9 protein-coding genes are annotated in these 23688 nt (G+C 38.9%); all 9 read right to left on the bottom strand.

Features of this window, described 5'->3' with window-relative positions; genetic code table 11:
- Positions 1-2: 2 nt before the first annotated feature.
- A complete protein-coding gene (locus ACN1CN_RS13635; protein ID WP_419136053.1) occupies positions 3-368 on the bottom strand; it encodes a hypothetical protein in 366 nt (121 codons plus the stop codon).
- Between the two features lie 391 nt (positions 369-759).
- Complete coding sequence (locus ACN1CN_RS13630) at positions 760-1467, bottom strand: thioesterase II family protein (protein ID WP_419136052.1); 708 nt, start codon at positions 1465-1467, stop codon at positions 760-762.
- An 88-nt stretch (positions 1468-1555) separates the two neighbouring features.
- The gene (locus ACN1CN_RS13625; protein WP_419136051.1) at positions 1556-3184 is read right to left on the bottom strand and encodes an MBL fold metallo-hydrolase; all 1629 of its coding nucleotides are present in this window, start codon (positions 3182-3184) and stop codon (positions 1556-1558) included.
- Positions 3185-3211: 27 nt separating this feature from the next.
- Positions 3212-12151 (bottom strand): amino acid adenylation domain-containing protein, encoded by an 8940-nt coding sequence (locus ACN1CN_RS13620; protein ID WP_419136050.1) that lies wholly within the window; start codon positions 12149-12151, stop codon positions 3212-3214.
- Positions 12152-12446: 295 nt separating this feature from the next.
- Positions 12447-13823, bottom strand: a complete 1377-nt coding sequence (locus ACN1CN_RS13615) for an FAD-binding oxidoreductase (RefSeq protein ID WP_419136049.1) — start codon at positions 13821-13823, stop codon at positions 12447-12449.
- Positions 13824-13828: 5 nt separating this feature from the next.
- Positions 13829-14947, bottom strand: a complete 1119-nt coding sequence (locus ACN1CN_RS13610) for a VOC family protein (protein WP_264524494.1) — start codon at positions 14945-14947, stop codon at positions 13829-13831.
- Positions 14948-14959: 12 nt separating this feature from the next.
- Positions 14960-16279 (bottom strand): PLP-dependent aminotransferase family protein, encoded by a 1320-nt coding sequence (locus ACN1CN_RS13605; RefSeq protein WP_419136048.1) that lies wholly within the window; start codon positions 16277-16279, stop codon positions 14960-14962.
- Between the two features lie 53 nt (positions 16280-16332).
- Positions 16333-20847: a MupA/Atu3671 family FMN-dependent luciferase-like monooxygenase gene (locus ACN1CN_RS13600; RefSeq protein ID WP_419136047.1), complete on the bottom strand. Its 4515-nt coding sequence runs from the start codon at positions 20845-20847 to the stop codon at positions 16333-16335.
- Between the two features lie 104 nt (positions 20848-20951).
- Positions 20952-23663, bottom strand: coding sequence for a beta-ketoacyl synthase N-terminal-like domain-containing protein (locus tag ACN1CN_RS13595; protein WP_419136046.1), 2712 nt, complete (start codon positions 23661-23663; stop codon positions 20952-20954).
- Positions 23664-23688 lie beyond the last annotated feature (25 nt).

Below are 23688 nucleotides of genomic sequence, written 5' to 3'. Positions count from 1 at the left end.
GCTTATTTTGCTTTGTAGTTTTTGCAGATGTTCCACTTCGTGTTCTTCCCTATGTATTTATTTTTATACCTCAATTGTACTGCCGACTCTTGTTTCACACCGTTTATGATAAACTCTTTGTCATTGAGTAAATACGATAACTTGCCAGTGCTTTTGGTTGCCAGTTTTTCTTTTACAATTTGGTTGCTGATTTCTTCGATGAGTTTTTCAACATTGTTTACGTCAGCTGATTCTTTTATGGATTGTCCGGTAATACCTGTGATCGTAAGTTGATTTTCCACCTGTTCTTTTTTCTTATTTTGTGCAATGCAGCTAGCGGAGATGAATAATATGAGGATAGCGGCAATTAGCGTTTTGGTTGTTTTCATAATTTTTAGTTTTTAAATGGTTGAGGTTGTTAGCAGTTCTTTGTGTTTTTTTTTCTTCCGCAGATTGCTTCGCCTGTTCGCTATCGCTCGGGTTAGCAGATCTTGCAGATTTTTTAATTTTCAATCTTTTAATCTGTGGCAGTTGTTAAACACATAGAAACATAGTTTTTCTGGCTGAAATTAAGGCGTTTCACTTTTAATAAAACACAAAGCGTAATGTAAAAAACATAGTCCTTTTTGATATACTTTTCACATCTCACAGTCTACATATCACTTTCTACTTCTTAAAATCAATATTTCTATGTCTTAAATTTTTCTCCCGCAGATTTAGCAGATCTTGCAGATTTTTTAATCTTTTAATCTGTGGCGATTATTTGAACACCTGAAAACCTTACTGATAGTTCAGACTCGCACATTCATCAAAACTGGTTTCAAAAATCTTAATCAAATTATCGCCATTATTGAGTATGAAAAAATGGTTTCCTTTGAGTACGTAGGAATTAAATCCGGAAGCGGTATGTTTTTTCCAATTGTTGATTCGGTCTACGTATTTTTCTGAGTTCCCCATTATGGCTACTATCGGAGATTTTACGACCGTATTTTCAATAAAAAAATCTTGTTCTACTATTTTAAAATCGGCTCTAAGTATCGGTAATACAAAATCTAATAGCTCTTTACTTTGTAGTAATTCATCCGATAATCCTCCCAATTCGGTAAGCATATTGACGAAATCATCCCGATCCAGATCAGATCGGTCGTTGTCGCTTGTGATTCCGGGTCCGGCGTTGCCGCTTACAATAAGGCATTGGGGCGGAGTGTTGTTTTTCTCCAATAAATCGGTTACCCCCAAACCTAAAGAGGAACCTAAACTGTGCCCGTAAATGATAAATGGATTGCCATTAAGCTGCGCTGTTATTTGCGAAAAGATATCCTGAATGGCCTCCTTATAAGAAGTGAGTAATTTTTCTTTGATTCTTTTTCCTCTGCCGGGAAGCTCTACCGGTATCATTTCAAAATCGGTGTAAGCTGACTTCAGAAATTCAAAGGAGTATATGCTACCACCGGCAAAGTGCAGTAAGAATAGTTGCTTTTTTTTCATTTGGTTATTTGGTTTTGGTCAGAACCTTCTTTTAAAAAATCAAAAGAAGGTTTTTAGCTCCGTTAAGATGTCAGAAATTTACTTAAAATTAATTAATTACCAATTCTTTTTTTAACTCGTAATCGTATAACAATTCTTTTTCTCCAAATAAACGTTCCGCGACGATTCCTTTTTCGGCACAGTGGTTTATTAATCGGTTGGATTCTATAATGGCCAGCGATTCTTCGGTGTATTTGATACTGCTTATAAATTCCAGCCATGGCTCCATTCCCATTGCGTATACATAAGCTTCTTTTGGATTAAAAATGTCTACCAACGATAACCCTCTATCACTATCACAGCCTGCCAAACGTCTCGATTGATCGTCTTCTCTGTTAATCGGTTCTGTCATTAAGCAGCCGTAAAGCCAGCTTAAAGGCGCACCGGCGCACTCCATTCCTAAAAACAAGACATCGACATCGCCTTTAACTCTGTGAATGTGTTCGTATAATCTCGGTTCCATTACTCTTGAATCGGCAACAAACAAAAAGCTCAGCTCGTTTATAGCCACATGGAAACATGATTTGGCTCTGATGTTAAGATCGCTATGTTCTCCAGTAAACGGAAGCCCGGTAATGGTACAATTTTCAAATTTTATCTCTTCCAGTTCGTCAATTTCGATGACGTTTTTAAATCCGATACTTTGAAACGCCAATTTGATACTAGGGTCCTGAAGTGCTCCGCTGGTTGTTACCGGTACGATCAGGTTTTTAATTTTATGTCTCAACGGCAACAGCGTTTCCAATACGATATGATCCTGGTGATTGTGTGTAATCAATACATAATCGATTACGTCCGGTAAGTCAATATCTGAAAAATGTTCTACGGTCGATTCATATCCGTAATAACTAATCAAAGGGTCTACAAGGATACTCACATCTTTGGTCTCGATCAAAATACAGGCATGTCCCAGATAACGCATTCTGGCTTTGTCACCCGTATATTTCTGATAGGCAGGATGTTCTTTTTTAGTAAAGAAAGTTTTAAACAGCTCCATTTGCTCTTCCTTAACACCCAGTTCTTCTGCAACGGCTTCTATAGATCCCGGATTTCTTTTCATTCTGCTTAACGTATCAATTCCTTTATGGTCAAACGGAATATCCAACTGTAATACATGTGGCTCTTCTAACTGTGGTGTGCTCAAACAAAAAGGACGTTCATCGTTTAGTGTTTCCCATAAGGAAATGGATTGCGACTGTTTGGAATAAAAAGGACTGTTGTACAATAAAGATTCGAAAAAGCGATACGAAGGGTGGTTGTTTAAATCGTAAACCAATTCTACATATCCTTTTAATATTTCCGGAACTTCTTTGTACAAAGGCTCCAAAGAAGCTCCTTTTGCTTTTGCTTTAAGAAGTTGGTCCAATTCTTTTATCGCGTCTGATAATTGTATGGCGTTGGCCTGTTTATTAAGAATTTCAGCTTTTAGTTCCTTTACTTCCTCTACTCTTCTGGTTTCATAATCCATAAAAGGACCTCCCAGCATTTTCGGATTTTTTACAGCAGCCTCATGAATCGCAGGGGCCTGAATATAGGAATTCATAATTTTTAAATGTCTTTCAACAATATTCATTGCGGCTGTTGCAGGCGATATTAAGTGTGTCCATGCGTACCATTTATCTACCAGTGGTCCAATAATTACATTTGGTTTAAAGTAATATTTTTCAGTGTTTTCCATTATAAAAGTTAATTAGTTTTACGATTTTTAGTTGGTTTCTATGCTTGTTTTCTGAATGCTATTTTTGAAGATTTCAACATACTTGTCAAAATTTTTCTCGCTAAAGGCTTCCCAGTGTGTACCCGACAGGTAATGATGCGTTAATTCGCCAGTTGTATACTCTTTCCAGTTGTGCATGTTACTTCTCAATTCGTTTTCACCCGATTCTAGGACATGTATCGTACTCGAAATTTTTCCCTGAAGGCTGTATTGATTGTCAAGAAGCAAATTGTTTTTCAGAAAAGATAAAACACCCGCTTTCTGGTCTGTGCTCAAGCCTGTAATCTTCTGATATTCCTTAAGCAGCCAATCGGCCTGTGCATCAATATCTTCCTCGTTGTCCTGGAGTCCGATGATCGAAATGGGTCTGTCTACCAAAACTAATTCGATGGCATCGTACTGCTTTTCGAGTTCTTTGACTACTTCAAAGGCAATTGCGGCACCCATTGAATACCCCAGAATCACAAACGGCTGATTGCTCTGACGTTTTTTAATCTCTTCGCTGAAATAGCCGGCCATTTCTTCGATAGACTGGCAAAGTTTTTCCTGAGGTTCCAAGCCTTTGTATTGCAGTCCAATTGAGTTAAAATGGCTGCTTAGTGCTTTTGCCAAAGGGTGATATAAAATAGAGTTACCCAGAATTGGCGGTATAAAATAAATGGTGTTTGCATGATTGCCCACGTGTAAATCGATCAATGCAGATGATGCTGTTTTTTTACCCTGAGCCAGTTCTCTGATGGTTGGCGCATTGTAAAGGTCCTTGATCGAAATTTCCAACCCTAGTTTTCTTCTTAACATCGACTGTAGCTTAATCGCTTTGAGGCTATATCCGCCAATTTCAAAAAAGTTGTCCAGCACACTGATTTCCTTTTTTTCTAAAATGTCCTGCCAGATCTGAAGGATTGTGTTTTCGGTTTCGTTTTCCGGAGCAACAAGCGATCTGAGAACATCCGTTTTGTGTATTTCTATGGCTAACAATTTGTTCCGATCTACTTTTCTGCTTTTTGTTAGCGGAATTTCTTCTACAGGAACAAAATACGACGGGATCATGAAGTAAGGCAAAACGCTTTTTAGTTTGATTCTGATGTTTCTTACGTCAAAATGTTCGTCCGGAACCAGATAAGCCACGACTTCTTTTTCTCCTAATTTGTTTGTTTTCGCCAGTACCGCAACCGAAGTAGTTATTTTTTGCTGAAGAAATGCATTTTCAATTTCGCCTAATTCAATTCGGTAACCTCTAATTTTTACCTGATCGTCGGCTCTGCCAAAAAACTGAATGTTACCGTCCGGCAGCCAGCAGCATAGATCACCCGTCTTGTATAAAGTCTCCTCTTTTGCAAAAGGATTAGGAACAAAACGTTCTTTGGTTAGTGTTTCCTGATTGATGTATCCTCTCGAAACGCCTATTCCTCCGATAAACATTTCGCCAACAACTCCTGTTTTTACTAACTGTGAGGCGCTGTCTAAAATGTAAATAGCTGTATTTTCGATCGGACTTCCGATTGGCAGACGATTCAGCTCTTTATCGTTCTCTTTGTCATAAGCGTAAATGGTCGAAGACACGGTGGTTTCGGTAGGCCCATAAGAGTTGTAGAAGTCAGTGTGAGCGGCCCATTTTCTGGCTAGGTTTATGGAACATTCTTCACCTCCAACCACAACTCTGTTTAAATGGTACTTGTTAGGGATTACATTCTCCAGATACGTTGGTGTTACATCGATATGGGTAATTTCTTTTTGTATCAAAAGCTCTGCAAATTTTTCATTGTCCAACAGGTCTTCTTTATCACATAACACCAAAGTGGCTCCACTTGCCAATGCCACAAAAATTTGTTCTACCGAAGCATCAAAGACATAATTGGAAAAAGCTAAAATTTTCTCCTCTTTCTGTATGTTATATCTTTTGATTAATGATTTTGCAAGATTGACCACTCCTTTATGTTCGATAAAAACGCCTTTTGGATTTCCGGTTGTTCCCGAGGTGTAAATACTGTATATTAAAGAGTTTGGCGTAAGAATGGCGTCGGTTTTCGCTGTACTTTCTTCGGCAATGCTGTCCCATTCTTTATCCATTACTATGGTTTTTGGAAAAGATTCCTGCGAAAAATTTTCTAAAACAGCCTGTTTGGAAAGCAGGGCTTTGGCGGCTGTATCTTTTAAAATAAAATCGATTCTTTGCTGTGGATAGCCCTCGTCTAAAGGAACGTAGGCTGCCCCGGCTTTTATGATCCCAAAAATTGAAATGAGCATTTCGACAGAACGATCAATTAATATGGCTACAAAATCTTCATTGCCAATACCTTGTTTTCTTAGATAGTGCCCTAACTGATTCGACTTTTGATCGAGTTCTGCATAACTAATATTTAGACCATTATGGTGCAATGCCGGATAATCAGGATTTAGCGCTACCTGTTCGGCAAACAATTCTAATACGGTTTGCTTGTTGTTTTCCGCTATTGCTTTGCCCTCGTTTTGAGTTAAATAGATTTCTTTTTCCGTGTTGGATAAATGATCCAGTTCTTTTAAAGAAGCTTCCGGATGCTCCACAAGGTGTTTGAAAACTTTTTTGTAAACCGACTCGATTTCAGTCAGTTCAATTTTATTGATCAGTTCTCTGGTTTGGGCAAAATCAAATAAGGCCGCATTATTGGTATTGTTAACGGTAAAATCAAGATACGTATTGGTCGCTCCTTTTCCGTTTAATACCAATTCCTGATTGCCTAAATTTGATGCTTTTTGCTCCTTTAGCTGTTCTTCTAAAGCATCATAAGAGTAAAAGTCGACATAATTGAAGATGATATCAAAGAATGGATTGTTTGTTCCTTTAATTTCATTGTTCACCGCAGCGATATTGGCCAAACTCATGTCCGAATAATTACTTACCTCAACAAGTTTTTGCTTTACTAAGAGCAATAAATTTTCGCCGCTTAGGGTTCTGTCTACTTCCAGTCTGAAAGGTATTGTGTTTAGGAAACAGCCTAACATTTCATCGGAATCCGGCAGAGCGGGTCTGGTGTTTACGACTAAACCGATGGTGATATCATTGCCGTAGGTGTATAGTTTTATGGTGTAAATTAAAGCGCTCAGAGCCAGCTCTTTTAATCGAATACCATAGGCTGTTTTTAAAGCGTCGATCTTTGATAACGTTTCTTTCTCAAAACCAAACAGTTTAAAATCTTCTACTTCTTTATCGGTAAATAAGTTCACCCTGTTATAGTCGTTTAATTCATTCGACCAAAATGCGGCAATCTCTTCTTTTCGTTTGTCTTCCAGCTGATACAGTATATAATCTTTGTGGCTCGATCTTAGTTTAGCCGGTTTAAACGAAGGGGTATCGATTAATTTAAGGTACACATTATTGATCTCGGTCAATAATAACGAATCGCTCCAGCCGTCTATAATGGCGTGATGACATTGCGAAACAAACACAATGGTATCGTTGCCTATATTAAAAGCAGCCATTCTAAACAGTGGTGCCCGGGTTACATCAAATGGGTTCAGCAATTCTGACTGAAGGAAGTCTGCAATGACTTTTTCCTGTTCTTTTAAAGATCCCAAATGCGACAAATGCTGATAAAAAACAGGCAGTTCAACCTGTTTGTATACGATTTGAACTTCCTGATCGTAATCGTGTAAATTAAATGCCGTTCTAAGAATTTCATGCTTTTCGGTCATCAATTGCATCGCCTGTCTGAAAACCGTAATGTCAAAATCCTGAAATTGTCTGGAGTTAATCATTTGATCGTGATACACACTTGCTCCTTCGTATTTCAACGATTCGTAGATCATTCCCTTCTGAATATCACTCATCGGGTAAACGTCTTCTACTTTATCCGCCTCGTTTTCGTTTAAAGATTCTAAAACGCTGTTTCTGATCCAATCCATCGATTGTCTGGCCTGATCTTTTACTCCTGCAACTGCTGCTTTTGTTACAGTAATTGATGTTCTGTTGTTTGTAATGAAATCCGATAACTGAGCGATACAATCGTTAGTATAAACGTCGGAAATGGTAATTTCTAATTGCATTTCGTTGTAAATGCCATTGACAATTTTTAGTACTTTGATCGAGTCGCCTCCTAAATCAAAAAAGCGATCTTTTACGCCTATTTTCTTTTTGTCCAGAACAGTTTCCCAAATGTTTACTAATGTGATCTCCAGTTCGGTTTGCGGCGCTACATATTCTTCTCCGATTCTGCTTTCGGCATCTCCAATTTCGAGTAAAGCCTTAGTGTCTATTTTTCCGTTTGGCGTTTGTGGAAATGCAGCAACCGTAATAAAATGGGCCGGTACAGCATAAGCCGGTACTATATTTTTTAAATAATGTTTGAGGTCTGAAAGGTTTACCGTTTCATCGGCTAACAAATAAGCATACAGTTCGTTATCACCTGCTTTATTTTCTTTTGTCAAAATAACTGCGGCTTCTACAAGTGGGTACTGTTCAACAGCATATTGTATTTCGCCCAGTTCGATACGGTATCCTCTTACTTTTACCTGATTGTCTTTTCGACCTAAAAATTCGATCTCTCCAGCTGAATTCCATCTGCCTAAATCGCCTGTTTTATACATCAAACCAGCTGGGTTAAAAGGATCTTTTACAAATTTTTGCTGAGTCAGTTCCGGATTATTTAAATATCCTTTGGTAACTCCATTCCCTCCAATGTGTAATTCGCCTATGACACCAAGCGGTACCAATTCTTCTTTTTCGTTTAAAATATAAATCTGAGTGTTGGCAATTGGTTTTCCGATCGTCGCTGTTACCGGTTTTCCTTCTTCATATTTGTGAACACTACTCCAAACCGAGCATTCCGTTGGACCGTACTCGTTAAACAAATCACAACCCGATTTTCCTATAGTGCTGTTAAAATGCTCTTCGATCAAACTTATCGGGCAGGTTTCGCCGGCTACAGTAACCTGTTCTAAGGCAGCTTCTTTGTCTGACAAGGCTTTCAGTAACAATTTATAGTAAGAAGGTACCGTCAATAAATGGCTTACTTTTTCGGTTGCTATAAGGTCGGCGATGAAATTTACATTGGCAATGTCCGAAGTACTCGTGATACACAATGTACCTCCGGTGGTCAATGTGCTGAAGATTCCCGCTACTGAACTGTCAAACGCAACAGAGGACAGTAATAAGAAGCTTTTTATTGGCGAATAGGTGTTGCTTCTTGGAGCTAACGAATGCTGCAAGTTGCCGTGTGTTACCATAACTCCTTTTGGATTTCCTGTAGAGCCCGAAGTGTAAATGATATAAGCCAAATGCTCCGGCAAAACGGTTGTTTCAGGAGTCGTTACCGGATTGGTTAAGCTGTCCAGCTGTACATCCATTGCAAATATTCCCCCCTCATAATAGGACAGGTCAAATAAATAATCGGATTGGGTGAGCAATACTTTTACATTGGTGTCTTTGAGGATGTATTCTTTGCGGGAAACCGGGTAATCAGGATCTATAGGCACGTAAGCGGCTCCTGCTTTTAATATTGCTAAAATTCCAATGAATACAGATTCGGAACGATCGAGCATAATTCCAACAAAATCATTTGGCTGCAGTTGGTATTCTTCCAGTAAAAAATGGGCCAGCTGATTGGAACGCTCATTCAGTTCATGATAACTTAATTGTTTTCCTTCAAAAGATATTGCTATGGCTTCGGGATTTTTTTCTGTCTGCTCTTTTATCATTTCTATAACGGTCTTCGATTGGTCATAGCTAAAAGTTTCTGCATTAAATTGAAGTAAATGCTGCTGTTCTTCTTTTAATAACCATTTTAATTCCAGTATCGGCAGTTCGGTATTTTCTAGTACCGCTGTTAATAACTGTTCCAGATGATTTCCGAATTGTTCTATTCTTTCAGAATCAAATACATCACTGTTGTAAATAATGCTGGTGGCTAAGCCCTGAGGTGCTTCTGTAAAGTTAAAAACCAAATCGAATACACTCGAATCCGGTAATTTTCCCTGATATTCGTTTACCGATAAATTCTCCATCCCTTTGGAACCAGATCCTTGTTGGTTTTGAACAATAACCTGCACATCAAACAACGGATTACGGCTCATATCCCTCGGAATATTTAAGGACGAAACCAAGTCATCAAAAGGATACAGCTGATGCTCGTGCGCTCCGAGAACCACTTTTTTTACGTTGGATACAATATCATTAAAACTGTCTTCTTTCGAAAAATTCGTTCTTAGGGCTAATGTGTTCACGTAAAACCCAATTTGATTTTCTAAATCGGCGTGGTCTCTGCCCGCAATAGGACTTCCTATTACAATGTCTTCCTGATGGGTGTAGTGGTAAAATAAAACATTAACGGCACTTAACAATCCCATAAATAAAGTGGCTTCCTGTGTTTTCAGAAGTTCCTTAAATTTGTTTGTCAGCGTTTCAGAAATTAAGGTATGGTGTACTCCCCCGTTGTATGTTTTTATAAACGGACGCTGTTTTCCTCCTGATAAATCTAAAGTGGGTAAATCGCCTTTAAACTGGTCCAGCCAATAGGCTTTATGCAGTTCCAATCTGAAACCACTAAGCTCTGTAAGCTGCCAGGACGAATAGTCTTTGTATTGAATCGGCAGTGAGCTTAATGCTGACGGAACTCCGGTTACAAGGCTGTTGTAGAGCTGTAACAACTCCTTTACAATTATTTCAATCGACCAGGCATCGCTAATGATGTGGTGGATTACGGTGCTAAATACCCAGCGTTTTTCGGCTTGTTTGTAAATACTGGCTTTTAACAATGTCCCTGCAGACAAATCAAAAGGAGCCGATAAGTCTTCAAACAGGTGTTTTTCGAGTGCCGATTCGTCTGTGTTGCTCAGGTCTATATTTTTAATCGTAAAAAAGGTATCTTCGGGTGCGATCACATACTGCAGTACTTCTTTTTGATCGTTTTCTTTAAAACTGGTACGTAAAATTTCATGACGTTCGATTAACTGCAAAAACGCAGTTTCTAACGCATTTATATTAAGTTCTCCTTCAAAAACATAAGCTCCTGACATGTTGTAGGCAATATTAGCCTCCTGCTGCTGGCTCAAGATCCACAAACGACGCTGCATTACTGAAAGCGGGTAACCATTTTGTTTCTCCAGTACCGGAATTTCGTTATAATCCACCTGTTGTTCTTTGGCAATCAGCTCGTATTGCCCCGCTAAACTGGTGTGAATAAACAGGTCTTTTAGCTGGAGTTTTACACGGAATTCTTTATGGATTTTACTAATGAGTTTGGAAGCTTTTAAGCTATGTCCGCCCAAATCGAAGAAATTGTCTTCCATGCTGATGTGTGAGATTCCTAAAACCTCTTCCCATAATCCGGCTAATGCTTTTTCAAGCGGAGTTGAAGGATAGGTGTAGATAATCTCCTCATCTGAAATCGTTACTTCAGGGGATTGTACTTTAGAAGGTGCTGCTTTTCTGCTCACTTCCAATGGAAGAAAGCCAATTTCTTCAGCAGGATTCTGAACCACTACTGCCAATGTGTTTTCTAAATCTTTTAGGAATTCCAAAGCTGTTGCTCCGGTAAAAATATCGGTATTATATTCTAATTCAACCGTTAATGCTCCTGCTTTTTCTATAAAGGTGAAGGTTAAATCGTATTTACTCACTCCTCCGTTTAGCAAATCATTATACGACAATGCTGCATTCTCCTCTTCGTTCTGATATTCATTCTGAATGTCAATCATCACATCAAATAACGCGCTGCGGCTAAGGTCTCTCTTCAGGTTCAGGTGATTCACTAATTCATCAAAAGGGTAATTCTGATTTTCAATTGCGTTTAATGTTACGCTTTTATTTTTCTGAAAAATTTCTTCAAAAGAATTCGTTGGCCCAAACTGCGTTCTAAGTGCCAGAGTGTTTACATAAAACCCAATCTGGTCGGCCATATCTTTGTGTGTTCTGCCCGATACCGGACTTCCCACGATAAAATCCTCTTGTGCGGTGTATTTATGCAATAGTACATTGATCAAACTGAGACAACCTGTAAACAAAGTTCCCTCTCCTTCTTTACAAAAGGATTTTAATTTTTGGTATAAAGCAGCCGGTATATCCTGTTGGATGACATTTCCGTTATAACTCATAATAGCAGGACGCGGACGGTCTCCGAAATGAGAAAGAACAGGCAGATCGCCTTCAAGGTTTGTCAGCCAGTAGTTTTTTTCTTTATTGAAAACCTCAGCTGCTAATTGTTTTTGCTGCCATACAGCGTAATCTTTATACTGAATTTGTAAAGGGGTGCTCAAAGCTGTTTCACCCTTTCTTCTGGCGTCATAGTTTTTAAGCAGTTCCTTAATCATGATCCCAATAGACCAGCCATCGCTGATGATATGGTGCATGTTGTAGGCAAATACAAATTTGGTGTCGGTAATTTTTATAAGAACTCCTTTGAATAACGGTCCTTTTTCAAGATCAAAAATGGTGTTGTTTACCCCAATCAGTATTTCATTTAGTTTATCCTCATCACTATCGACGTCGATTTGCTGAAAAGGGAATTCAAAATCTTCGGGAGCGATTACAAACTGTCGGACTTCTTCCTCTTCTACAGCCTTGAAAACGGTTCTTAAAACCTCGTGACGATGGATCAAATCACGAATAGCCAACATAAAAGCAACAGCATCCAATGCTTCATCAATAACCTGAATCCCGGGAATATTATAAGAGAAATTTGCTTTATCAATCTGGCTTAGCACCCACAGCCTGAGCTGAGAAGAAGATAACGGGTAATGTTCACTCTTTGGCGCAGCGGGAATAGAATTGTTTTCATGATCCTGATCTTTTGCATATTTATTAACCAGCTCAATTAATTCTTCCTTTTTTGATTTAATTTCATTTAATAGTGCTTCATTTAAAACCCCTTTGGGAGCTTTAACATCAAGATTATTGTTGATTACTTTTACGGTAACTTTAAGTTTTTTCAGCTTTGTAAATAATTCGTAGCCCATAATTATGTTTTTTGGTTTAAACTAATTTGTATTGCGTATGATTGATATTGGTTAGGTGTGGATTGAATTTTATTAATCTATTGGTGGTATTTTTTTCTCTCGCAGATTGTGCAGATTTGCTTCGCCAATTCGCTATCGCTCGGGTGGCAGATTTTTTTTACTGTGGCGATTGTTAAATACATAGAAACATAGTTTTTCTGTATTGAGCTAATGCGTTTCACATTTCACATTTCACATTATCTCATTTCCTCATTTCCTCATTATCTAATTCCCTCATTATCTCATTCCCAACAGCTTAATTAATGATACTGTTTTTATCAAATAATGCCTTGATGTCCTTCATGATAGTGATATGGTGGTGCGACATGGCTTCTTCTAAATAGGGAAGATTAATTTTACCTATGCCGTGCTCTCCTGATATTGTGCCTCCCAGTTCCAGCGCTTTTAAGAAAATGGCTTTCACCCAAATTGCCAGCTGATCTTCCCACTCTTTTTTATCGGTTTGTTTGTCCTGAAAAATATTTACATGAAAATTTCCATTGCCTACATGTCCAAAAACGGTGTATTCGAAATCATACTTTTTTGCAATTCCTGCAATTGAACGGTACATTTCATCAATCTTAGAACGCGGTACCACGATGTCTATATCTCTAAAAAACACATGATGTATGACGGCTTCTCCCACTTTAGAGCGCATTTCCCATAGGGCTTTCACGCCATTTTGGGTATCTGCCATACTGATTTCTTCCTGGGTATACTCTCCGATAAATTCGCTAATCTGAATGGCTTGTTCCATTAGTTTATCGGAAGCAGTTCCTTCCAGTTCGATCCATAAAAGGCCTTTAGTGGTCTCGTGATTCCACTGCTTTTTATCAAGAAATTCCGAAGCCAGTTTTACTCCGGTCTGGTCAATAAATTCGATACTTGAAGCCTCATATCCTTTTGCAAAAAATTGCTGTACGCATTCAAACAGCTTTTCTATTTTAGAAAAAGGAATCATCAAAAGCAGTTCTTTTGCAGGTGGGACTAATTTTAAGACTACTTTGGTAATGATCCCCAGCGTTCCTTCGCTTCCGGTAAACAGTTGGGTCAGGTTATAACCGGTTGCGTTTTTAGTTACATTTTTTCCTGTCCAGATAATAGTTCCGTCGGGCAAAACAATTTCCAGATTGATTACATAATCTTTAGTAGTACCGTATTTCAATGATTTTGGGCTGCCACTGGATACGGCTATGTTTCCGCCAATAAAACAGGCATTGGCACTACTGATGTTTTGCGGAAAATTCAAACCTTCGTTTAACACCGCAGTACGCAAATCCTGAGTGATGACTCCTGATTCTGCTGTAACAGTCCTGTCTATTTTATTGATTTCGATGATTTTATTTAAGCGTTCCAGCGAAAGTATCAGACCATTCGTTTCAGATAATGCTCCTCTGCTAACTCCTGTACCACCGCCTCTCACGGTGATACTGGTCTTTGTTTCATTACAGATTTTAAGGATTTTTGAAATCTCTTTTTCATCTTTCGGCAGGATTACTGCCGAAGGTATTTTCTCTTCATCAGAAGTACAGTCTCTGGAATAATTGTATAATAGTTCAGCATTGGTGAGTACATACTCACGCCCCACTATCTGAATTATAGCATTTATAATATCTGTTTGGCAACCTGTCATCGGGATTATATTTTATTTGAAAGCGTTAATTCTTCTTCCATAGCTTCAAACAGCGCATAAATGTTGTCTAAACCAAATCCCTGATAATCATTAACTCTTTGTACGATTTCATAAAAAAACGTAGCTCTGTCGCCTATAGGAGTGGTGAAGATCTGGAAGAGTAAGGCTCCTTCTAAAACATCACATAAGATCCCGTGCTTTTTTAAAGGTTCTACATCCAATTCAGGATATTTTGCCGCTAGTTTCTCATAGTAAGAATCCGGGTATCTGGTAAATTTCACACCAGACTCTCTCAGTGCTTTCACCGATTTAATGATGTTGTTGGATTCAAAAGCGATGTGTTGTATTCCTGTTCCGTAGTTTTGATCTATAAACAATTGTACCTGGTTTTTTACCCCATGTTCCGGTTCAACCAAAACGTTATTGATGCTTTTATTACCGGATTGAAGCACTTTCAATAACATCCCGATTTTCTTTTCGCCTTTCACTTTTCTTTCGTCAAATTCAACCACCGTTTTCGAAAGGAAGATGTTGTTAAAATACTTTTCCCATAAATTGATCTCGTTAAGTCTTAAAGCACAGGCCACATGGTCAATTTTTTGCAAACCGGTATCTTCTCCTTCAAAATTCCATTCGCTCTGTACGTTTTTATATCCCGGAAGAAAATCTCCGTTGTAATTGTCATAGTTGACCAATACAATTTCGTTGTCATCAAACATTTTTAAGGACGCCTGTTCTACAAAACCATTTTCATCCGATGTTAAATGCGGGTGCTCTACCGGTATTGCTCCGTTTTTCATGGCTCTTGCAAAAAAGTCCTTCACATTATCAACGTTTATGGCCATTCGCTTGATGCCGTTTCCATGAAGGTCAACAAACGAAACTATTTTGTAAGAGCTGGGTTGTGATGCTGAAGTGATCACCAGTTTGATATCATTTTTAACGATATAGTACGAACATCTGTCTAAAACACCCGTTTCCGGCCCGGCATAAGCGATAACTTCAAAACCTAATGCTTTCACGTGCCAGAATACGACCATCTTGGCCATACCTACGTAATACTCGACAAAATCATACTCCATATTAAAAAAATCAGATACGATAATTTCATTGTTGTTTTCCATTTTTATAGTTTTTTATTGGTTAGTTACTTTTGATTTGATAAACTCAGACAATCTTTCAATTCCGTTTTTTATTTCTTCCCGGGTGACATTACTAAAAGCCAGTCGCAATTCGTTTTCGCCTCCCTGGTTCATGTAGAAAAAAGACATGGGGGTAAAAATGACTTTATTCGTTTCTGCACAGGCAATAACGTCTTGCTTTGTTACCCTGAAAGGCACTTTAAGGATGAGGAAGAAACCGCCAGCTGGCAGATTCCAACTTATATTTTCGGCCCAAAAATGGGTTTCCTTATTAAAAAAATGATTCAGACTTTCTAAAAGCTGGTTCCTTTTTTCTTTCATGGCAGCTCTCTTTTCTGTATTTAAAGTTTCAAGCGAAAATTCATTTTTCAGTAACAAACCGCCAAACATGGCCTGCATGATCGATGGGGTGTTTACAGTGACATATCCTTTTGTTTTGGCCATTAAATCGCTCAAGGCTATGTTTTTTTCGTTTATTTTCATTTTTTGTGTGACCACCATTAAACACAGACGTAAAGAAGGATATATGGTTTTGGAAAGCGATCGCAAATAGATCACACTGTTGTTTTGATCCAATGATTTTAAGGTGGGCATTTTATCCTTTTCATAATAAAAATCGCCATAGGCATTGTCTTCGAAAAGCACAAAATCATACAAACGGGCCAACTCTAAAAGACGATGTCTGTTGGTTAAAGACATGCTGTTTCCTGTAGGGTTCTGAAAATCGGGGATGACATAGACAATTTTTACTTTTTTGCCTTTTTCCTGATAGTGCAGTATCTTTTCTTCGATTGCCTGTATGGAGGATTCATCGGATATAACAGGAATGGTATCAATCGCATAATCATTGATTTTAGCAAAATGTGTTACCCCGATATAAGCCGGATCTTCGACCAAAATCACATCATTTTCGCGGTTGCATAAGGTTGTAATTCCAATCGCAATTGCTTCTTGTGCGCCTACGGTTATGAGGATATCTTCTGGGTTTACCTTTATCGCTTCATCAACTGATAAGTATTTTGCCACTTCTTCATTGATGATGCCTTTAGTTCGGTTGTACTGCCCCAAATTTTCTAACACTATATTTTCGGAAAGTCCTTTTTCCCGTGCATTGTTTTTTACAAAATGATCCAGGCATTCAGAGAATTGATCGATCTTGAAATAGTTAGCGTCAGGTCTTCCGGAAGCAAACGAAATGGCGTCAGGGTATTGCAACTGAACTTCGTTTAGAAATCCCATCACATCTTCGCCCATAGCAAACAACAATGGATTTACCACATCAAACGACGGTTGTGAAATCATTTTTTCAATCATCTCTGAATTTTTTAAAAGGTTATTGGTTTTTATTTTTAGAAAAAAGGGCTGTATTAAATGTTGAATTTTTCGTATTCCACTTCGTCAAGCTCCTCTGTTTGCGTTACTATTTTTTCGATCTCAACCGCAAAAGAGGTTATGGTAAGATTGTGTAATAAGGTCAAAGCTGTAGGTGCTACCCCGAACTGTTTGTAAATCTCGTTTTTCATTTTTGCCAGCTTTAAACTGCTTCCTCCCAGAAAAAAGAAATTATCGTTAACGCTTATTTCTTCTAACTTTAATAGCGCTTTCCAAATCTCAGTAAGCGTGCTTTCTGTTTCATTTCTGGCAGCTACAAAAGTCCTTTGCACAGTTGTTTTATCATTTTTAAGCAGACGTAATTTTTTGGTATCCGCTTTACCGTTTACCGTTACCGGAATTTCTTTTATGCGAATAAAATTTTCAGGAATCATGTAGTCGGGTAAATCGCTTTTCAGAAATTCTCTTAGGGTTGTAAAGTCTATTTCCTCATCACTTTTAAGATAACCGGTAAGCTCTTTTTCTCCGTTTTCAGCTGCGTTCAATAACACTATAGCTTCTTTTACTGCCGGATGCTGCTCTATTGTATTTTCGATTTCTTTCAAATCAATACGATAGCCTCTTATTTTGATCTGACTGCTTTTTCGGCCTATATATTTTAAGGTCCCGTCTGGCAGCCATTTTACTAAATCGCCTGTTTTATAGAGCAAGGCCCCCATTTCAGGATCGATAGTATTCGGAACAAACGCTGCCGCTGAAAGCATTTTATCTTTAAAATAACCCGATGCAAGCCCGCTTCCTGCAATGTAAAGCTCTCCAACCGCACCTTCGGGCATGAGTCTTTTTTCTTCCGACAAAACATACAATGCCGTTTTGCCTATAGGTTTTCCAATGTTCACAAGATCGTCCTGTTGCAGAAATTGTACACTTGAAATGATTGCGGTTTCTGTTGGCCCATAAAGATTCCAGATTCCTGTACCGCTTAGCTGTACCAGTTTATTTTTCAACTGCTGCTCCAGATCTTCTCCTGCGGCCAGCACCACAAGCTTTTCTGTATTTTTCCAGCCTGTATCCAAAAGCATTTTCCATCTTGTAGGCGTGGTAAGCATATGGCTTACTGTATTTTTTTTCAGAAAATCATTCAGCTGGTAAATGTCATTTGACTCCTGTTCGTTGGTCATTACAACCTGTCCTCCAACGGTTAACGGCAGAAAAATTTCCAATAGTGAAATATCAAATATCAAAGGAGTTACCGCTACAAATTTTGCTGTAGCATCTAATGCCAGCTTTTGAACTAATGAAACCATTACATTACTAAATGAACCGTGATGGATCATTACGCCTTTTGGCTCTCCTGTTGATCCGGAAGTAAAAATGACATAAGCCAGATCATTTGGATTTAGAGTTACAGCTTCGAAACTATTCTCTGTGCCATCAGGAATTGTATGGATATCGATTTTTTCTATTTCCGCAGAAAAGAGGTGCAGATTTTCCTTTTGAGCCACTACCAATTCAGGGTTTACTTTGGCTATAATTCGGGTAATTCTTTGTTTTGGATAAGCAGAATCAATAGGCAAAAAAGCTGCTCCGGCCATCATAATCCCCAAAATACCTACTACCTGATCGGCAGAACGGTTGATGCACAATGGTATGATCGTGCCTTTGCCCGCTCCTTTTGATTGTAAGTATCGGGCCAGATTTTCTGCTTTTTGATACAGCGCTTCATAGGATAGTGAAGTAGTACCATCGGAAACGGCAGTCTTATGAGGATGCAAAAGAGATTGTTCTTTAAAAAGCGCTGCTACCGACGGTTCTGTATTTTTATTTTGCCCCTCGTTTTGGGTTTCGCTCCTCTGTTTTTTTAGCGCATTAAAAGAATCTTTTAATTTCGTAATTCGCGGTAATCCTTCAAGGGCACTGGTTTTATCAATACCAAAATCGATCAAACATGCGATCTCATCAACTCCGGCTTGTACCGCTTTATGGAGTATTGGAAAACTGCTTTCTACAGTCCCGATAAGGCTGCTTTCTTTAAAATATTTGGTAACCGAAAAATCTAACAGTTCTTCAACGGATTGATCCGTTATGCTTTTAAGTACAGGATCATTTCCGCTTTCTAAAACATCTTTGCCGCTCATTTCAAGAGACTTTAGCAAATATTTTTTCATAGAAGGTCTTGCTTTTTCTTGTGCTTCTTCTACCGTTTCATCCAGGTAAGTGTGTAACATGAGTACCACTCTATCACCGCCTTTTTTATGGTTATGCTGTTGGTAAGCCTTTCGGTATACCGCAACTTTTTCTTCTAAATCTGCAAAGCCGCTATTCAACAATCCGGTTAAAATTCCGGCTCCTATTTCACCTGCTTTTTGATAGGTCTCTACATTTGCTGTGCAGGCAATCCAAACAGGAAGATCTTTACGCACGGGCTTTGGCAATATTTTAAAAGATTTTTCGATAGCGTCAATTCCCTTAAAATTTACCGAATTCCCATTCCAAAGCGAACGAACATCTTCTATGGTTTGGATTAAAACCTTTTTTCTGTCTTTAAAATTTTCAGGATAAAAGACAAAGTCATTCGCGTTCCATCCCGAGGCAAAACAAATACCGGCTCTTCCTCCCGAAATATTATCGACTACCGACCATTCTTCGGCTATTCTGATGGGATGATGAAGTCCTGCCACTACACTTCCTGACCGGATACCAACATTTTTAGTTCTTGCTGCTAATGCTGCTCCTAAAACACTTGGATTCGGAAAAGGTCCGCCAAAATCATTAAAATGACGTTCGGGTGTCCAAATCGCGCTATAACCATTCAGATCTGCATAAGCCGCTCCTACCATTAGTATTTCGTACTGGTTTTCTTCGGTTCCGGTATTTCCAAAATAATAAAGTCCGAAATCTAACGTCCCGCGACTATCATCAGCCGATTCCTCTGCCAAAACAGTACCTGATTCATTTCTGCTCCATGCGGTAATTTTTTTATGTTCAACAGGATCGATACTTTCCAGAACGCTTATCGCAACACTATCGTCGGTGATGGTTTTCGTCATTAAATACTCCAAATGATCGGCCAAGCGTTTTATGGTTTCTTCACGATAGATTCGGGAGTTGTATTCGATTTCGTAAAAAAGGTTCCCTTCTTTTGACTCCGCAAAATTAAAAGTAAGATCATAGGCGGAGTAACCTTCCTTAAGCTCAGCAAATTCAGCCACTTTTAATCCCCCCGGAAGAAAATCATGTTCTAACGAATGGGAGTCAAAGTTTTGCAAAACCACAAATACATCAAATATGGTATTTCTGCCCGGATCTCTTTCTACCTGAAGCTGATTTACGATTTCTTCAAAAGGATATTCTCTGTTTTCGTAGGCGTTGAAGGCATTGGTATTTACAATATTAAACAGTTCCTTAAACGTATGATGTCCTTCAAAACGGGTTCGCAACGCTATAGTATCGGCATAAAAACCGATCTGCTCCTCCAGTTCAGAAAAATCCCTGCCATAGACCGGAAATCCAAGAATAATGTCTTTCTGTTCGCTAAACTTGTAAAACAATAAATTAAACAAAGTCATCAATCCGGTAAACAAGGTTCCGCCTTCGTTTCGGCAATAGGCCTTAAACGGTTTTACCGATTCGACATCGATTAAACGTCTTAGCATCCCCACTTCTGAGTTTCTGACTGCGGGTCTCGCATAGTCTTCCGGCAACTGAAGTAAAGGCAATTCTCCGCCCAGCTGGTTGATCCAATAGGCTTTTTCTTTGCTTAAATCGATCGTCTCAAAACGTTTGCTTTTCCATACTGCCACATCTTTATATTGAATTCTGAGCTCCGGTAAGAAATCCTCGGTCTGCAATACTTCGGCTTTATAAAAAAAGAATAAATCCCGCATCAGTATGTTAAACGACCTGCTATCGCAAATGATATGGTGGATGATGATGTAAAACAACCATTTATCGGCCTCTAAACGAATTAAGTAAAATTTGAATAAAGGGCCGGTTTGTAACTCAAAAGGTATTCCCCTCTCCTCTTTCATGAACTTGACTAATCTTTCTTCGGAGGTGTCCTGACCTCTGAAATCAATGTGACTGATTTTAAAATTTAGTTCTTCGGTGCTTTTAATCCATTGGCATATTTCACCGCTTTCATTTTCGGCAAAAACAGTTCTAAGACTTTCGTGTCTCGAAATCAATTTCTGACTGGCTTTCTCAAGTGCCGATCTGTCCAATTCTCCTTCAAACTGAAAACTTTTAGACATGTTGTAGGCATAGTTGTCGCCCCAGTTATGGCTTACAATCCATGATCTTGTCTGAGAAGGAGTCAGCGGATAATAGTTAAGATCAGCCGGTGCCAAAGGTATGCTTGCTTCCGTTTTGTTTTCCTGCTGCTGTTGTTGTTTTAAATAGTCAACAATTTCAGCTTTACGTACTTTTATTTGCTGTAAAACGACCTCTGAAATTTCTTCAGCTGTATACGAAATGGCCAGATTATCATCAGCTAATTGAACGCTAATATTTTCTTCCGCTAAATAATTCAGGAACTGTAGTGTATTCATAATCAATTCGATTTAAATAAATAGAGTAAGGTGTCCTAAGACTGTTTTTTGACTCAGAACGAAGGGGGCTAAAGGGTTAAAGGGTGCTTTTATGCAATGCCTGACTAGATGGTAATCGTTTTTACTTCCTGATATTGTTTGCTGGCAATGGCTTCGATGGTTTCGGTTAGTTCTCTTACGGAGCTGTGTTCCATAAAATCCATCAGCGATAATTCGACCTGCAGTTCGTTTTTAATTTTGTTCAGGATTAACATTCCTTTGAGGGAATCGCAACCAATTTCGAAAAGGTCTTTGTCCGGATCTACTTTATCTTCTCCCAGAAATTCCACAAACACGGAATGCACAATTTCTGATGTGGTTTCCTTTTTCTTCTGTGGAATATTCACTTTCAGAGCAACTTCGATTTTTTCCTCTTTCTGATTAAAAAAAGTAAAGCTTTCAGCTGTTAGGTTTACCACATGCGGATAGTCGCTTTTCTCAAATTCATAAACCGGCAGGGATGTTTTTGCCGGATGATTGTCATGATAGGTTTTTTCCCAGTCGATATTTTCTCCCGAAAGCCAAAGGTTTTTTAATGTATTTTTTAAGATATCGTCTGCAGTAACGATTTGATCCGTTGGTGCTAAAGAAATCGAGATACGGCTTTTTTCTTCAAAATTTTCAGTTGGAAGGGTATCTAAAAACTGCGCCAGCTTTGTACTAGCACTCATTTCCAAAAGAACGGATGAGTTGTACTGCACAATATCCGTAAAGGATAACGGTGCGTTAATTTCTATGTTTCTGTCTTTTACCCAATATTTTACAGGAGTCAAAGTTCCTTCTTTTATAACGATATCTTTGGCTGCCTGTACAAAAGCAATCTGAGCGGGCTGTTGGCTTAATTCGTTTTCATCGTACAGCATCATCTCAATTACTTCTTTGATCTGCAATATTCCGGAAACACAGGCGGCAGTATATTCTCCTGTTCCAACACCTGCGGTATACTGGATACGTATCCCGTATTCTTTCCATAGGTTGGCTAAAGTATAACCGGATAACAGCACAAATACTTTGGCAAGGGTTTTATCTCCCGATTTGCCCGTAGCCGCTGTTTCCTTCATCCACTTTTTAAGATCATAGGCACCCAATTCCAGTGGTGCGATATTTTGATCCATTTTACTCCTGAAACCGCTATTTTCCTGATAAAGGTTGCTATAAAACCGAATATCGCTGTCGTTGATATGAGGAAAGAAAACCACTATCGTTTTCTTCTTTTCGTCGGTTTTGTTTGTCTTTTCTTCATTGTTTAAAAGAGCAAGCTGTCTTGCTAATTCCTCTTTATTTTTAGCGTTTATTGCCGCTCTGTAAGCGAATTGTTTTTTTCCTGTCTGCAGTGTATAAGCTACTTCCTCCAGCGCAATGTCCTTTTCATTTTTTAGAAATTGCTTAAATTTCAAAAGGTAGTTTTGAAGTGAATTCTTTGATTTGGCCGAAAAAAGAAACAGCTGGGAGGTTTCTTCTGTGGTATTTTTATTTTTTTGAGGGGCTTCTTCCAGAACCAGATGGACGTTTGTTCCTCCTATTCCAAAGGAACTTACTCCCGCACGAAGAGGCGCATTATTTACCGCCTCCCATTTGTGAAGTTCTTTTTTGACATAAAAAGGACCTTCGTTAAAATTGATTTTCGGATTTGGATCGTTGTAATTTATGGTTCCCGGTATCTGACGGTATTTTAAGCTAAGGGCTGTTTTTATTAAACCTACCACTCCTGCTGCCGTATCGGTATGACCTATATTGTTTTTTACCGAACCCAGTAAACAGTTCTGCTCTGTATTGTTTTCAAAAGCCATATTAAGTGCTTCCACTTCAATCGGGTCGCCTAAGGTGGTGCCTGTTCCGTGTGCTTCTACATAACTCACGCTATCAGGAGATATTCCGGCCATTTTATGCGCTAGTCTGATACATTCCATTTCTCCTTCCACACTTGGTGCTGTATAGCCTACTTTTCGGTTTCCGTCGTTATTGGCCGCGCTCCCTTTGATTACAGCATAAATATGATCCTTATCTTCTATGGCTTTTTCGAGCTGTTTCAGCACGACAATCCCAACGCCTTCGCTACCTATGGTTCCGCTGGCCTCTTTATCAAATGCTCGGCAATGTCCGTCTTTTGAATAAATAAATCCTTCTTTGTATTCGTAACCTGAGCGGGGTTCCAGCATTAAAGAAACTCCTCCGGCCAACGCTATTTTCGCCTCTCCGAACAGGAGTCCGCGGCAAGCCAAATGAACAGCAGAAAGGGAGGTCGAACAAGCCGTATTAATAGAAAATGAAGGGCCTTGTAAATTTAACTTGTGGGAAGTTAGAGTCGGTAAATGGTCTTTGTTTGTGATAAAATCAAGGGTCAGATTATCTAATTTACTGCTATCGCCATTCAGGGCAACATGTGCTTTCCACGGAGTGTCATCACCACCGCCCACATAAATACTTATTGCCGATTCAGCTAAACATCCCGCATCTTCAAGAGCTTCCCAGGCCGATTGCAAAAACAAACGGTGTACCGGACTCATTAATGCTGCCTCATAAGGTGTAAATCCGAAAAAGGCGGCATCAAAACTTCCTTTGTTCCCTATTTCTGCCAGAACCGGAATGTGTAAATTCGTGTCGGTTTCCTTTTTGATATAGCCTCTCGCGAGAAGTTCTTCTTCTGATAAGGTGTAAACAGACTCTTGTCCTTTCGAAATATTGTTCCAAAACGTTCTCCAGTCATTTGCTCCAGGCACGTGACATGACATTCCTATTATTGCAATTTCTAAACCTGTATTATCGTTTGCTGCCATTTGAATTTACTTTATTGAGATACTC

Origin of the sequence: Flavobacterium sp. T12S277 (genome assembly GCF_048514875.1) — a bacterium.
Lineage (GTDB): Bacteria > Bacteroidota > Bacteroidia > Flavobacteriales > Flavobacteriaceae > Flavobacterium.
Note: the sequence above shows the minus strand (reverse complement) of the source record. Positions and strands in the feature narration are given on the sequence as shown.